This window comes from Streptomyces sp. NBC_00878 (assembly GCF_026341515.1).
Taxonomy (GTDB): domain Bacteria; phylum Actinomycetota; class Actinomycetes; order Streptomycetales; family Streptomycetaceae; genus Streptomyces.
In genome coordinates, this window is record NZ_JAPEOK010000001.1 from 8423714 (window position 1) to 8436900 (window position 13187).

11 protein-coding genes and 1 pseudogene are annotated in these 13187 nt (G+C 68.0%); 10 read left to right on the forward strand and 2 right to left on the reverse strand.

What is annotated here, in order from left to right; genetic code table 11:
* The first annotated feature begins 69 nt into the window (after nucleotides 1-69).
* From OHA11_RS36530 to OHA11_RS36570, 10 genes and pseudogenes are all read left to right on the forward strand, one after another.
* Entirely contained in the window at nucleotides 70-1527 is a 1458-nt protein-coding gene (locus OHA11_RS36530) for an alkaline phosphatase PhoX (protein ID WP_266503614.1), read from the forward strand.
* Nucleotides 1528-1599: 72 nt separating this feature from the next.
* Nucleotides 1600-2292: an HNH endonuclease signature motif containing protein gene (locus OHA11_RS48435; protein ID WP_323186721.1), complete on the forward strand. Its 693-nt coding sequence runs from the start codon at nucleotides 1600-1602 to the stop codon at nucleotides 2290-2292.
* Nucleotides 2291-3544 (forward strand): annotated as a pseudogene (locus tag OHA11_RS36535) (TROVE domain-containing protein); the annotation flags it as partial. The gene OHA11_RS48435 and the pseudogene OHA11_RS36535, both read left to right, overlap by 2 nt.
* Nucleotides 3545-3652: 108 nt before the next feature.
* The gene (locus tag OHA11_RS36540) at nucleotides 3653-5065 is read left to right on the forward strand and encodes a hypothetical protein (RefSeq protein ID WP_266503616.1); all 1413 of its coding nucleotides are present in this window, start codon (nucleotides 3653-3655) and stop codon (nucleotides 5063-5065) included.
* Nucleotides 5066-5138: 73 nt separating this feature from the next.
* On the forward strand, nucleotides 5139-5786 hold the full coding sequence (locus OHA11_RS36545; RefSeq protein WP_266503618.1) for a GntR family transcriptional regulator: 648 nt from the start codon (nucleotides 5139-5141) through the stop codon (nucleotides 5784-5786).
* 16 nt (nucleotides 5787-5802) lie between these two features.
* On the forward strand, nucleotides 5803-6819 hold the full coding sequence (locus OHA11_RS36550) for a 1-aminocyclopropane-1-carboxylate deaminase (RefSeq protein WP_266503619.1): 1017 nt from the start codon (nucleotides 5803-5805) through the stop codon (nucleotides 6817-6819).
* 250 nt (nucleotides 6820-7069) lie between these two features.
* Nucleotides 7070-8098, forward strand: coding sequence for a LacI family DNA-binding transcriptional regulator (locus OHA11_RS36555; RefSeq protein ID WP_266503620.1), 1029 nt, complete (start codon nucleotides 7070-7072; stop codon nucleotides 8096-8098).
* 298 nt (nucleotides 8099-8396) lie between these two features.
* The gene (locus OHA11_RS36560; RefSeq protein WP_266503622.1) at nucleotides 8397-9677 is read left to right on the forward strand and encodes an ABC transporter substrate-binding protein; all 1281 of its coding nucleotides are present in this window, start codon (nucleotides 8397-8399) and stop codon (nucleotides 9675-9677) included.
* 175 nt (nucleotides 9678-9852) lie between these two features.
* Nucleotides 9853-10704 (forward strand): sugar ABC transporter permease, encoded by an 852-nt coding sequence (locus OHA11_RS36565; RefSeq protein ID WP_323186722.1) that lies wholly within the window; start codon nucleotides 9853-9855, stop codon nucleotides 10702-10704.
* Nucleotides 10694-11593, forward strand: coding sequence for a carbohydrate ABC transporter permease (locus OHA11_RS36570; RefSeq protein WP_266503624.1), 900 nt, complete (start codon nucleotides 10694-10696; stop codon nucleotides 11591-11593). The genes OHA11_RS36565 and OHA11_RS36570 overlap by 11 nt, the downstream gene beginning before the upstream one ends.
* A gap of 94 nt (nucleotides 11594-11687) precedes the next feature.
* On the opposite strand, the gene OHA11_RS36575 is transcribed toward OHA11_RS36570, so the two are convergent.
* Nucleotides 11688-12884: a TerD family protein gene (locus tag OHA11_RS36575; protein WP_266507691.1), complete on the reverse strand. Its 1197-nt coding sequence runs from the start codon at nucleotides 12882-12884 to the stop codon at nucleotides 11688-11690.
* A 64-nt stretch (nucleotides 12885-12948) separates the two neighbouring features.
* Nucleotides 12949-13170 carry a hypothetical protein gene (locus OHA11_RS36580; protein WP_266503626.1) on the reverse strand — a complete coding sequence of 74 codons (222 nt, stop codon included), beginning with the start codon at nucleotides 13168-13170 and terminating at the stop codon, nucleotides 12949-12951.
* Nucleotides 13171-13187: the final 17 nt, after the last annotated feature.

A 13187-nucleotide genomic window follows, 5' to 3' on the forward strand; every position in this document is an offset into this window, starting at 1 on the left:
CCTCCACGCCTCACCCTCCACGCCTCACCCCCCTCGCCACGGTCACACGCCACCGTCACAGGAGACAGCATGTCGCTCACCCGCAGGGACTTCGCCAGACGATCCGCGATCACCGGCGCCGGTGTCGCCCTGGTCGGCAGCGTCGGTACGCTCGCCACCGCGCCCGGCGCCCTCGCGTCCACGGACACCGAGACCATGGGCGACGACGCCGACCGGCACGGCGGAGGGCACGGCGGAGCCGTCGGCTACGGCCCGCTCCTGCCCGACCCCAAGGGCATCCTCGCGCTGCCCGCCGGGTTCACGTACCGGACCATCACGTACAGCGGGAAGACCAAACTGGAGTCGGGCGAGTTCACCCCCTCCAACCACGACGGCACGGCCAGCTTCGACGGCCCGCGCGGCACGACCCTCCTCGTCAACAACCACGAGCTCAAGGGCCCGCGCGCCAACTGGAAGTACCCGGTGCCGCTGACCGAGGGCCTCGTCTACGACCCGGCCGCGTCCGGTGGCTGCACGGTCGTCGAGGTGCGTCCGGGCGGCGCGGTCGCCGAGTGGGTCGGCATCGCGGGCACCTCCACCAACTGCGCGGGCGGCAGCACCCCCTGGGGCACCTGGCTCACCTGCGAGGAGAACTCCGACCGGGCCGGCGTCAACGGCATGACCAAGGACCACGGCTACGTCTTCGAGGTCGACCCCTGCGACCGCCGTGCCAATCGCGACCCCAAGCCCCTGAAGTTCTTCGGCCGCTACGACCACGAGGCCGTCGTCATCGACCCCAAGCGCGGCCACGCCTACCTCACCGAGGACGCTGCCGGCCCCAACGGCCTCTTCTACCGCTGGACCCCGCCGAAGGGCTTCCACTACGGCCACGGCAAATTCCGCGCCCTCGCCGACGACGCGGGCGTCCTCCAGGCCCCCAAGTGCTACAACTCCGGCGGCCACTTCATCGACGACCTCTCCCGCGCCACGAAGATCGGCACGGTGTACGGCGTCGACTGGGTCGACGTACCCGACCGGGACGCCAAGACCGTTCCCGTACGCAAGCAGTTCGACACCGGTGAGGTCACCCACGCCCGCAAGCTCGAAGGCATGTGGTGGGGCGACGGCGGCGCGTACATCGTCTCCTCGTACGCCCGTGAGGAGAGCCCCGTCCAGCACGACGGCCAGGTCTGGTTCTACGACCCCAAGCGCCGCACGCTGACCCTCAAGGTCCTCCTCGGCGTGAACCCCGACCCGTCCAAGGACGGCGCCTTCGACGGTCCCGACAACATCACCGTCTCCCCGTACGGCGGCCTCGTCATCGCCGAGGACGGCGAGGGGATCTCGCACCTCTTCGGCGCGACCGACAGCGGCCGTACGTACCCCATCGCCCGCAACGACCTCAACATCGGCACCGAAGCGGAGCCCGAGTTCAGCGAGTTCACCGGCGTCACGTTCTCCCCCGACGGAAAGACGCTGTACGCCAATATCCAGGAGCCCGGCATCATGGTGGCGATCACCGGGCCTTGGAAGCGCCAGCAGCGATAGAGCGCGTCACTCGAACGGGTGAGCGTGTCAGATTCCGGGGTCGCCAGGTAGTGCTGGACATACCGTTCATGCATGTCCAAGTTGTGCGAACAATGTGGCACTCCGGTGAAGGCAAAGCGCAGACGCTACTGCAGCAACCATTGCAGCCTCCAGGGGACCGCGCGACAGCGGGCTGCGGCAAAACGAAGGCCCAAGCCGCTGTGCCCTCGATGTGGCGAGCCCATCCTGACCCGTGGCGCGGTCCACTGCAGCAGGGCCTGTGCCAACGTGACCCGTCGGCAGGCCGTGTTGGCACGGCGTGGGGAGCCAGCACCGTGCCAACGCTGCGGATCGACGGAACGGCGCCCCCGGTCCAACGGGCCCTACTGCTCCTGGGCGTGCTTCAACGACGACCGGTACGAGCGAACGGGGACGTTCGCCACGTGGCTCGCCGCGTGGCAGGGGGGCGAAGTCAGCGGCACGAGAGAGGACGGGCGCCCTGATTGGCGCGTACGCCAAGCGCTCGTCCTACTCAGAGGGCAGCGCTGCGAGAAGTGCGGGTGGGCCGAGATCAACACGTCGTCCGGACGGGTCCCCTTACACGTCGACCATGTTGACGGGGACCGAACGAAGAACCGGCCGGAGGACCTTCGGCTGCTGTGCCCGAACTGCCATGCGTTGACGCCCAACTATCAGCACCTGAACAACCCGAGGGTGCAGCCGGTCAGGCAGAAGCAGAGCCGCAGGTATCAGGAGGTCTGGCTCGGCGAACGTACACCGCAGTGACGCGGGCGCCACGGACGGCCCGGCGAACCGGCAGGTCGTCGCGTCCGTGCTGCGGCGCCCGGACGAGCCCGGCGAGCTGCTCGCGTACTGGACCGCGCAGTACGGCCGGAGCGTGCCCAAGCCCGTGAAGCGGGGCATCGCCGACGCCGTACGCCGGCTCTACAGCGGCAAGTCGCTGCTGAAGTACGACACGGCGTCCAAGGGCTACCGCTTCGGCGACATACTCAACCTCGTGCACGCGGCACCGGACCCCGAGAAGCCGTGGCAGGGCGACCTGTTCCAGTACGCGCTGGACCGTCGGCACAACCCGGACACGGCCGTCGTACCCAAGTCGCTGCCCGTTCTGGCGGCCCACCGCGACCTGATGGCACTGCGGCCCGCCAAGCGGCGCAAGGTGGTGACCGGTGCGCACGGCGCGCAGCGCCTCGCGGACGCGGGCATGACCTGGGAGGCGCTGGCCGGCTGGCTGCAGGGTCCGATGGACAAGGCGGCCTGGGAGGCCGCGATTCCGTCCATGGGTGCGATGGCACTCGTCCGGAACCTGCGTAACTTCGACGAGGCCGGGGTCTCCGACGAGGTGGCTGCCCAGGTGGCCGCCCGTATCAGCGACCCGGCGGAGGTCGCGCGTTCGCGGCAGTTCCCGTTCCGGTACCTCGCCGCGTACCAGCACGCGCCGTCGCTGCGCTGGGCGTACCCGCTGGAGCAGGCGCTCGGTCACTCGCTGGCCAATGTGCCGGCGCTGGGTGGCAGGACGCTCGTGCTCGTCGACCGGTCCGGGTCGATGTTCTACTCGCGGCTTTCCGACCGCTCGGAGCTCAACCGGGCCGACGCGGCGGCGATCTTCGGCGCGGCGCTCGCGCTGCGGGCGGCGGACGCCGATCTCGTCGAGTTCGGGACGAGCAGCAAGCGGGTGAAGTTCCGTCGGGGCGAGTCGGTGCTGAAGGTGCTGGAGCGCTTCGGCGACCTCGGCGGGACGAATACGACCGAGGCGGTCCGCAAGCACTACAAGAAGCACGACCGCGTACTGATCGTCACGGACGAGCAGGCCACGTACAGCCACTACGGCGACCCGACCGAGCAGGTTCCAGCACATGTGCCGGTCTACACCTGGAACCTCGCGGGGTACCGGGCGGGCCATGGGCCGTCCGGGACGGGGAACCGGCATGTGTTTGGGGGTCTCTCGGACGCGGCCTTCCGGATGGTTCCGCTGCTTGAGGCGGCCCGGGACGCGGATTGGCCTTGGGCGGGCTGAGGGACCGCAAGGGGGTGGGCTCGTGCCTGGGCGCGGGCCCACCCCGGGCATGATCATGGCCAGGACCAGGACCAGGACCAGGACCAGGACCATGGGAGGGGCTGGAGCGTGCAGGAGCGGCGTGACCCGTACTTCGAGAAGTACGACGCCGATTTCGGACTCAGCGGGCTGACCGAGAAGTTCGCCGATGTCGCGGTGCTCGACGGTGAGGAGGCGGCACTCGCGCTCGTCACGGCGAAGATCGTCGAGTACGAGGACGAGACGCCCGTCGACATGTCGCGGATCGAGCGGCTCGGCGAGGACGAGCGACGCAGACTCGGATTCGACGTGTTCCACGACGACTGGGGGTACGCCGAGGAACTCCGTGCGGACCTGCGCAGACTTCTGGAGTCCCCGTTGCCCGACGAGGTGCTCCGCGCGGTGTGGCTGGCAGCCACGGGGAACGCGTGGGACCCGGAGTCACACGGGATCGGCATACGGGACTGGCTCGTCCGGATCGACGAGACGTGCGCGGCGCATCCGCCTCGGTCGATGGTCGGCCGGAAACCGTCCCCGTCATGGCAGTTCTGGCGTCTTCCCGTCGCGGACGCCGCCGTACGGGACGCGATCCTGGCGGAGATCCGGTCGTCCGCCGACGAACTCACCGCTCCCGGTCTCGTGTCGGCGCTGGAGGAGGTCGTCGGCCGAGCCGACCTCGATCTCGGGTTCCGGTTCTTCCTGCGGGCCTTGAAGACCGCCTCCGTGCCGGTCGCCGAGGAACGATTCCACCGGTTCTGTGACCTCGGTGAGCCTTTCGGCTACCACATCGAAGTCATCCATGCAGGGCTCACCGTCGTGTGGCGACCCCTGCATGTTGCCCGGCGCCTCTTCGAAGGAGACTTCGGGTTCTCGGAGCTGGCCAGGCAGTTCGACCCGGTGTGGGAGCGGAACATCCCGACGGCCGAACTCCTCGGGACGACTGTCGCCGCCGACGGTTATCGCACCCCCGGTGTCCAGGCGCTCGTTCTGTGGGAGGACACCGTCCGGCTGCTGCGGTCCCCGCTGTCCACCGACACGATCACGACCCTCTGGACGGCCGCGTCGAATGTGCACCCCGACCGCTTCGAAACCGGCGGAAGGGACTGGCTTCGGTGGATCGCTGATGCGTGTACGGCCCGACTCCGGGAAGTCGCTCCCTCGCACCGTCCTGCCCTGCCGTCCGTACGGGGCGATCTGCCGTCCGTACGGGCGTCCGTATGTGGCGATCTGCCGTCTGTACGAGGTGATCTGGCGGACGCCGTATTGCACGAACTCCGGGAAGCCGCACCCCTGTTGACGGATCAGGATGCCGTGGTGTTGGAGCAGGTTGTCACCCAGGTCGATCCCGGTTTGGGGTACCGACTGTTGCTCCGGCTTCTGCACTCGGCTTCGGGGGCGCTCACCGCCGAGCAGTACGCTCGCTGCGCGGCGATCGGCGAACGGTTCGGCTACGGCGAGGACCTTGTTTCCGAGGCTGTGGAGCACCTCGTTCCGCAGGACTGATGTAGGCGGACTCTGAGGGTGAAAGCCCTCCTGGTCTTGTGCGCGACCTCGGTGACATCTAACATTTCAGTTCATGGGGACCATCCGACCAGTGCCGCGCACCCTGCTCAGGGACCAGGCCTACGCATCGATCCGGGACGCCATCGTGGCCGGGGAGATCGAGCCTGGCGCCGTGGTGCGGGACGCCGAGTTCGCCGAGCGGCTCGGGCTGTCGCGGGCGCCTGTGCGGGAGGCCTTTGCGCGGCTTGTCGACGAGGGGCTGTTGGAGAGCAAGCCGCAGAGTTATACGCGGGTGACCGCGGTGGTGGTCGCCGAGGTGCGGGACGCGGCCGCTGTGGTCGGGGCCATGCATGAGCTGGTTGTGCGCGTTGGCGTGCCGCGGTTGCGGGAGGCTGACGTGGAGGTGATGCGGGCGGCCAACGCGCGGTTCGCGTCTGCCGTGCGGGTGGGGGATGTGGATGCTGCCCTGCGTGCCGATGACGAGCTGCACGATGTGCTGGTGAGGGCGGGTGGCAATGTCGCTGCCGCTGCCACCATCGCGCGGTATACGCCGTTGATTCGGCGGCTGGAGCGGCGGCGTTTCGGTGAGGGCGGCAACTGTCGTTCGGCCGGGCTGCATGAGCAGCTCATCGAGGCGTGTGCGGATGGTGACGTGGACGGTGCGGTCCGGGTTACCGCGGAGATCTGGCGAGGGCTTGAAGGACTCGCCGACGGTGATTGAATCCGGGAGGCTGTTTATGTCCCTTTCTTCGTACGAGCGTTATCCCCTGTTGTTCGGGCCCTCGCCCGTTCATCCGCTGGAGCGGTTGACCAAGCATCTTGGCGGCGCCTCGTTGTGGGCCAAGCGGGAGGATTGCAACTCCGGGGTTGCTTATGGGGGGAACAAGACGCGCAAGTTGGAGTACCTCGTTGCTGACGCGCTTGCGAAAGGGTGCGACACGCTTGTCTCCATTGGTGGGGTGCAGTCCAATCACACTCGGCAGGTGGCTGCCTGTGCCGCTCGGGCCGGGCTCAAGTGCGTTCTCGTGCAGGAAAGTTGGGTGGACTGGCCCGACTCCGTGTACGACAAGGTCGGCAACATCCTGATCAGCCGGCTCGCGGGGGCCGATGTGCGGCTCGTGCGGGCCGGGTTCGGGATCGGGTTCAAGGAGAGCTGGGAGCAGGCGCTGCGGGAGGTCGAGGAGGGCGGCGGGAAGCCGTACGCCATTCCCGCGGGGGCCTCCGATCATCCGCTCGGTGGGCTCGGGTTCGCCGGGTGGGCGTTTGAAGTGGCCGAGCAGGAGCGGGAGTTGGGGGTCTTCTTCGACACCGTGGTGGTGTGCTCGGTGACCGGGTCGACTCAGGCGGGGATGGTTGCCGGGTTCGCCGCGCTGGAGGAAGGCGGGGGGCGGGGGCGGCGGGTGCTGGGCATCGATGCGTCGGCGGCTCCTGAGCGTACGCGTGAGCAGGTTGCGCGGATCGCTCGGGGGACGGGGCAACTCATTGGTGTGGAGCGGGAGTTGGGTGAGCGTGATGTTGAGCTCGATGGGCGGTATCACGCGGGTGTTTATGGGATTCCCGATGAGGCCACGCTGGAGGCGATGCGGCTTGCGGCGCGGACCGAGGGGATGGTGACGGACCCTGTGTACGAGGGGAAGTCGATGGCCGGGATGGTTGATCTGGTGGCTCGGGGGGAGATCGAGCGGGGGGCGACTGTGCTGTACGCCCATCTTGGGGGGCAGCCTGCGTTGAATGCCTACAGCGCCTTGTTCTGAGGGGGCCGTTGGGCGCGGCTAGCGCTCCACCTGCGCTGGTGGGTGGGGCGGGGCCGTGCCGGTATGTCACGTTCGCGACCACTGGGCATACTGCCCCGAGTGCCTTGGTGGGCGTTTCCAGCGGGAGCCCTACGTCGCGAACGTTGACATACCGGCACGGCCCCGCCCCGCGTGCGTTGGCGGCTGCGGGCCTGTGGGGGAGGGCCTTCCTCTGTCGGTCGGTGGGTTGGTGCCGGTTACAGTGCTCAGCGTGTGGGGTGATGAGCAGGGGGAGCCGGCTGGTGGGGCTCGGCGGCGGGCCACGATTCATGATGTTGCGCGGCTGGCCGGAGTGTCGCGTCAGACCGTGTCGCGGGCCGTCAATGACAAGGGTGAGATCGACCCCGGTACCAAGGAGCGGGTGCTGGAGGCGGCGCGGCTGCTGGACTACCGGCCGAGCCGGTTCGCGCGCGGGCTCGTGCGGAAGGGGACCGTGACGGTCGGGCTGGTGATTCCTGACCTGATGAACCCCTTCTTTCCCGAGGTGGCCGCCGGTGTGCTGGAGGCCGCCGAGCAGCGCGGGTGGCAGGTGGTGGTGTGGGACTCCCGTACCGATGAGGCTCGGGAGCGGGAGGCGCTCGACGTGCTCTCCCATCAGGCGGACGCCGTTGTGGGGTACTTCAGGAACGAGGACGACGTGCTGGCCCGGCGGCTGGGTGGTGTGCCGTTGGTGTTGTTGGAGCGCGGGCCGCAGCAGACCCGGTTCGCGGCCGTGGGGATCGACGCCGCCGTCGGGGTGGAGCAGGGCATCGCCCATCTGGTTCGTGCGGGGCATCGCCGGATCGGCATGCTGGACGGGGATCGGAAGGGGGTTGTCGGTCCTCGGCGGGAGGCCTTTCTCGTTGAAGTGCGGCGGCATGGGTTGTCTGTTGACGATGGTTGGGTGGTTGTGTGTCCCGAGCACAGCGTCGCGGGTGGGGAGGCTGGTATGGGGCAGTTGTTGGGCGTTCGGCCCGAAGTTACCGCCGTGTTTGGGTTCAATGATCTGATCGCTGTGGGTGCTATGCGTGCCGCTCGGCGCGGTGGGCGGCGTGTGCCTGATGACCTGGCCGTGCTGGGCTTTGACGGGCTCTCGTTGGGGGAGTTGGTGGAGCCAGCTCTGACCACCCTGCATATCGACAAGCGGCGGCTGGGGCGGCTTGCCGTCGAGCAGGTTGCCCGGTTGCGTGCGGGTGAGGCGCCGTTGAGCGGGGCCGATGCGTGGGTCCTTCCCGAGTTGGTGGTGCGGGCCTCGGCCTAGACGGGGCGGTTGCCGGCTGTCGGTTGTCGGCTGCCCGTGGGTGGGTGGGCTCGCCTTTCACAGGCCTCAACACATCTGCTGTGTACGTCCCTTGACACTGGTTTTCGGGCGCCCCGATACTCGACGGCAACGTTCACGTGAACGCTCACGGCAGATGAGAACGGTGTCGGTCGAGCCCGGGGTCCAGCCCCGACCGCATCGTTGTCCTCCCCCCCACCCCGTAGCGGGCCCGACGCGGCGCCAGGTGCTTGCCTTGCCGTGCCCGGAAAGTGAGTGCGCGCCGATGGAACACCGATTGATGTCCCGTAGACGTCTGTTGGGGGCCTCGCTGGGCAGCGCCGCCTTGTTCGGGCTGTCGGGATGCGGGGCGGGTAATGGGTCGGCCTCCGCGGGTACCGACCATCTGAGTATTTGGTACTGGCAGGGGGCGTTGAGCGACAAGTTGCTCGCCGCCTCCGCGCGTTCGGTGCCCGGGGTGTCCGGGCTGAAGGTGAAGGGGTCGCCGATCGCCGGCGACTACGAGTCGAAGGTACGCACCAGCATGGCGGCACGCGCCTATGTGCCGGACCTGGTCTGTCTCAACTCCAGCGTCGCGGAGTTCTTCCCGGACGAGCAGGAGTTCCTCGATCTGAAGGATCTGGGGGCGGGTGCGATCGAGGGCCAGTATCTGGACTGGAAGTGGAAGAGTGGGATCAGTCCGGCCGGCCGGATGGTTGGGTTTCCGCTTGACGCGGGGCCGACCGCCCTTTTCTACCGGCGGGACTTGTTTGAGAAGGCCGGGCTGCCCACCGAGCCGGAGGACGTTGCGCAGGCCACCTCGACCTGGGAGAAGTTCCTCGCTACCGGGCGGACGTTGAAGAGCAAGGCGCCCGGCAAGCCGTATCTGGTTTCCCAGATCAGTTATGTCTTCCGGATGGTTCTGTATCAGAGCCCCAAGCAGTTCGTGGACGCCGACGATCGCTTCATCGGCGACCAGGAGCACGTCAAGCGTGCGTGGGACGTGGCTGTGGAGACGTACCGGCAGGGGCTCAGTGCCAGGGTCATGGACACAACGCCTGATTACAACGCGGTCGTGAGTCGTGGCCGGGTCGCCACGATGATCAACGCTGTGTGGTCCATCAACGGGCTCAAACAGGTGGCGCCGAAGACCTCCGGGGTCTGGCGGCTGACCGCGATGCCTGCCGGGCCGACCAACTACGGCGGCTCGTACGTGGGTATTACTCGCTACTGCCGCGACCCGGAAGGCGCGTTCGCCTTCCTGAAATGGATGCTCGGGCCCGAGAACCAGTTGAAGAGCTATCAGGAGATGGCGCTGTTTCCCACGACCCCTGCCGTCTACAGCGAATCGGCGATGCGCACGCCCGATGCCTTCTTCGGTGGTCAGGTTCCCGTCGATGTCTTCGGTCCGGCCGCCGAGAAGGCCCCGGTCATCTTCCGCAGCCCCTACGAGGACACCGCCAACACCCCCGTCTTCCAGGAGCTGACCAACGTGGAAACGCTCGGCAAGAACCCCGACAAGGCCTGGCGGGACGCCATGAACGCCGCCGAAACCGCGCTCTCCCAGCGGGGGGTGAACTGACGTGGCCGCCGTCGCGGGAGCGGAGCGGGTTTCCGCCGCCGGGGGTGGGGAGGAAGCGGGCGGTCGTGGTGGTGCTCGTGCAGGTGTGCCGCGTGGTCGGTGGCGGCGCCATCTTCCGCCTTACCTCGCGATTTCTCCGTATTATTTGCTTTTTGCCGTCTTTGGTGCTTTTCCCGTGGTCTTTTCTCTGTACCTGTCCTTTCAGGACTGGGACGGCGTCGGTGACATGCGGTTCGTCGGGCTCCAGCAGTACAAGTGGCTGCTGGAGGACTCGGTGTTCTGGCACTCGATCCTCAACACGTTCCAGATCTGGTTCCTTTCCACCGTGCCGATGCTGTTCCTGGCCCTGGTGATCGCCTTTCTGCTGCACTCGCAGACACGGTTCTCCACCGTCTACCGGGTGGCGTACTTCATTCCCAACGTCACCTCGATGGTCGCCATGACCATCGTCTTCGGGTCCGTCTTCGCCCAGGCGGGGCTGGCCAATTCGATGCTCAGGGCGATTGGGGTCGAGGACGGTGTCGGCTGGCTCAGCTCCTCGCTCGGGATCAAGTCGGCGATTTCTCTGATGATTATTTGGCGGTGGGTCGGCTACAACGCCCTGATCTTTCTGGCCGGGCTGCAGGCCATACCCACCGAGCTCTTCGAGGCCGCCCGGGTCGACGGGGCGAACAGCCGGCAGACCCTCTTCCGGGTCGTGGTGCCGCAGCTTCGGCCGGTGATCCTCTTCGCCGTCATCACGTCCACCATCAACGGCCTGCAGATCTTCACCGAGTCCCAGGTGCTCTTCTACTCCGACGACCCCGGGACCACCGGCGGGCCGGGCCAGGAAGGTATGACCATCGTGCTCTACCTGTGGCAGAAGTCCTTCAACGACCTGCAGTTCGGCTACGGGGCGGCGATGGGCTGGCTGCTCTTCGCCCTCATCGCGCTCTTCGCGATCATCAACTGGCGGCTGGTGTCCGGCTCCGAGCGTGCGGACGGGCGCGGTATCGCCTTGCGCAAGGGGGCCCGCAATGGCCGTTGAACGTCGGCGGGGGGCCGCGGTGACCGCCGACCGCGCGCCCTCCAGCGTGGGGCTCGCCGTCGGGGCCGGCAGCAGGGCGACCAGGATCTGGGTCCGCGTGGCCCTGCTCCTCGGGGTGCTGGTCTCGCTGTTCCCCTTCTACTGGCTGGTGGTGATGGCCTCCGTCACCACCCAGGACATCCTCAGCTATCCGCCCAGGCTGGTGCCGGGCGCCCAACTGCTGCACAACATGGGGGAGGTGATCGAGCGGGTCGACTTCTTCGCCTCGCTGTTCAACACCCTGGTGGTCGCCGTGACCGGCACCGTGCTGGTGCTGTTCTTCGACTCGCTGGCCGCCTTCGCCTTCGCCAAGTACGAGTTCCCGGCGAAGAAGTTCCTCTTCGGCGCCCTGATGGCCACCTATATGATCCCCGCGCAGCTGTCGCTTGTGCCGCAGTTCGTCACCATGGCGGAGTTCGGCTGGGCCGGTTCGTTGAAGGCACTGATCATTCCCGGCGCGGCCAACGCCTTCGGCATCTTCTGGATGCGCCAGTACGCGCAGAACTCGCTGCCCGACGAACTGCTCGACGCCGGACGGATCGACGGCGCCGGGTTCTTCCGGCTCTACTGGCAGGTCGCGATGCCGTTGTTCCGGCCCGCGCTGGCGTTCCTCGGCATCTTCACGTTCATCGGCATCTGGAACGACTACATCTGGCCGCTGGTCGTCATGGTCAACCCCGACCGGCTCACGCTCCAGGTCGCCCTCGCCAACCTCAACGTGGTGTACAACACCGACTACGCCGTCGTCATGGCCGGTGCGTTGATGAGTGTCGTCCCGCTGATCGTGGTGTTCCTGATCGGGGCGCGGCACTTCCTCAGGGATCTTGCCGCGGGAGCCACGAAGATGTGACCGGTGGGGAGAGCGGCTGGTCTGTTGGCTGGCGACGAACGCGCGGGGCGCCCCCAAGAGGGGGCGCCCCGCGCGTTCGTCGTGGATCTGTGGGCTACAGCGACTGGGCTGCCGGCTTCACCATGCCGCGGACCGTGCGGGACTTGACGAAGTTGCCGAGGGCCGTCATTTCCCACTCGCCGGAGAACTGCTTGATGAGCTTGGCCATCATCACGCCGGTCTGGGGCTCCGCGGTCGTGAGGTCGAAGCGGACCAGCTCCTCGCCCGTGGCGGCGTCCAGGAGGCGGCAGTAGGCCTTGGCGACCTCGGTGAACTTCTGGCCGGAGAAGGAGTTCACCGTGAAGACCAGGCCGGTGACCTCCTGGGGGAGGCGGCCCAGGTCCACGACGATCACCTCGTCGTCACCGCCGCCCTCGCCCGTGAGGTTGTCGCCGGAGTGCTTGATCGCGCCGTTCACGATCGAGAGCTTGCCGAAGTAGCAGCTGTCGATGTGGTTGCGCTGCGGGCCGTAGGCGATCACGGAGGCGTCGAGGTCGATGTCCTTGCCTCGGTACGCCGGCTCCCAGCCGAGGCCCATCTTCACCTGGGCGAGGAACGGGCGGCCGCCCTTGACCAGCGACACCGTCTGGTTCTTCTGGAGGCTTACGCGGCCCTTGTCGAGGTTGATCTTCCCGGCGCCCGGGGCGGGGGCGGGGGGTGCCGCCGGGGGTGCGGGCGGGGCCGCGGGGGTGCTGAGCGGCGGGGCCGGGGGCGTCACCGGGGTCTGGACGGGGGGTGCCGCCTGGGCCGGGGCGGCCGGCTCCTCGACCGTCACGCCGAAGTCCGTGGCGATGCCCGCCAGGCCGTTCGCATACCCCTGGCCGACGGCTCGGGCCTTCCATGCGCCGTTGCGCAGGTAGACCTCGACGATCACCAGGGCCGTTTCGGAGCCGAGTTGGGGCGGGGTGAAGGAGGCCAGTACGGAGTTGTCGTCGGCGTTGCGGATCGTCGCCGTCGGTTCGACGCCCTGGAAGGTCTGGCCCGCGGCGTCCGGGCTCGCGGTGACGACGATCTTCTCGATGCCCGGGGGCACGGCCGTCGTGTCGACCGTGATCGAGTCGGGGCTGGTGCCGCCGCCGGAGCGGTACGTCACGCCCTGGCCGGTCGGCTGGTTGTAGAAGATGAAGTCGTCGTCGGAGCGCACCTTGCCGTCGGCGGTGAGCAGCAGGCCCGATACGTCGAGCCGCACCGGGGCGGCGACGTCCACCGTCACGCGGGTGACGGGGAGAGGGATGTTCGAGCCGGGGGTCATAGCTGTCATGCCCGGTGAACGAGCGGGCCCGCTTTACCGTTCCCTTACCTGCCCGCCAATTGGGTCAGCGGCGGTTTCGGGGGTGGTTGCGGGCCGTTCGTTCGTTGCCGCGCTTGTAGTTGCCGGTCCAGCGGGCCATGACCAGTTGGGGGTCGCCGGATTCCACTTCTGCGAGGAACTGGGTGGCTCTTGGGCCGCGGAGGGTGGTGGCGGGGCGGGTGCCGTGGGTGATCGTCACGGTGCCGTCGGGGTGGTGGACGTAGGCGAAGCCGTGGGGGTGGGGCATGGGGGCGATGGTAGGGG

Coding starts and splice junctions, on each gene's coding strand:
- OHA11_RS36530 (WP_266503614.1), top strand. CDS start 70: ATGTCGCTCACCCGCAGGGACTTCGCCAGACGATCCGCGATCACCGGC.
- OHA11_RS48435 (WP_323186721.1), top strand. CDS start 1,600: ATGTCCAAGTTGTGCGAACAATGTGGCACTCCGGTGAAGGCAAAGCGC.
- OHA11_RS36545 (WP_266503618.1), top strand. CDS start 5,139: ATGGGGACCATCCGACCAGTGCCGCGCACCCTGCTCAGGGACCAGGCC.
- OHA11_RS36550 (WP_266503619.1), top strand. CDS start 5,803: ATGTCCCTTTCTTCGTACGAGCGTTATCCCCTGTTGTTCGGGCCCTCG.
- OHA11_RS36560 (WP_266503622.1), top strand. CDS start 8,397: ATGTCCCGTAGACGTCTGTTGGGGGCCTCGCTGGGCAGCGCCGCCTTG.
- OHA11_RS36570 (WP_266503624.1), top strand. CDS start 10,694: ATGGCCGTTGAACGTCGGCGGGGGGCCGCGGTGACCGCCGACCGCGCG.
- OHA11_RS36575 (WP_266507691.1), bottom strand. CDS start 12,884: ATGACCCCCGGCTCGAACATCCCTCTCCCCGTCACCCGCGTGACGGTG.
- OHA11_RS36580 (WP_266503626.1), bottom strand. CDS start 13,170: ATGCCCCACCCCCACGGCTTCGCCTACGTCCACCACCCCGACGGCACC.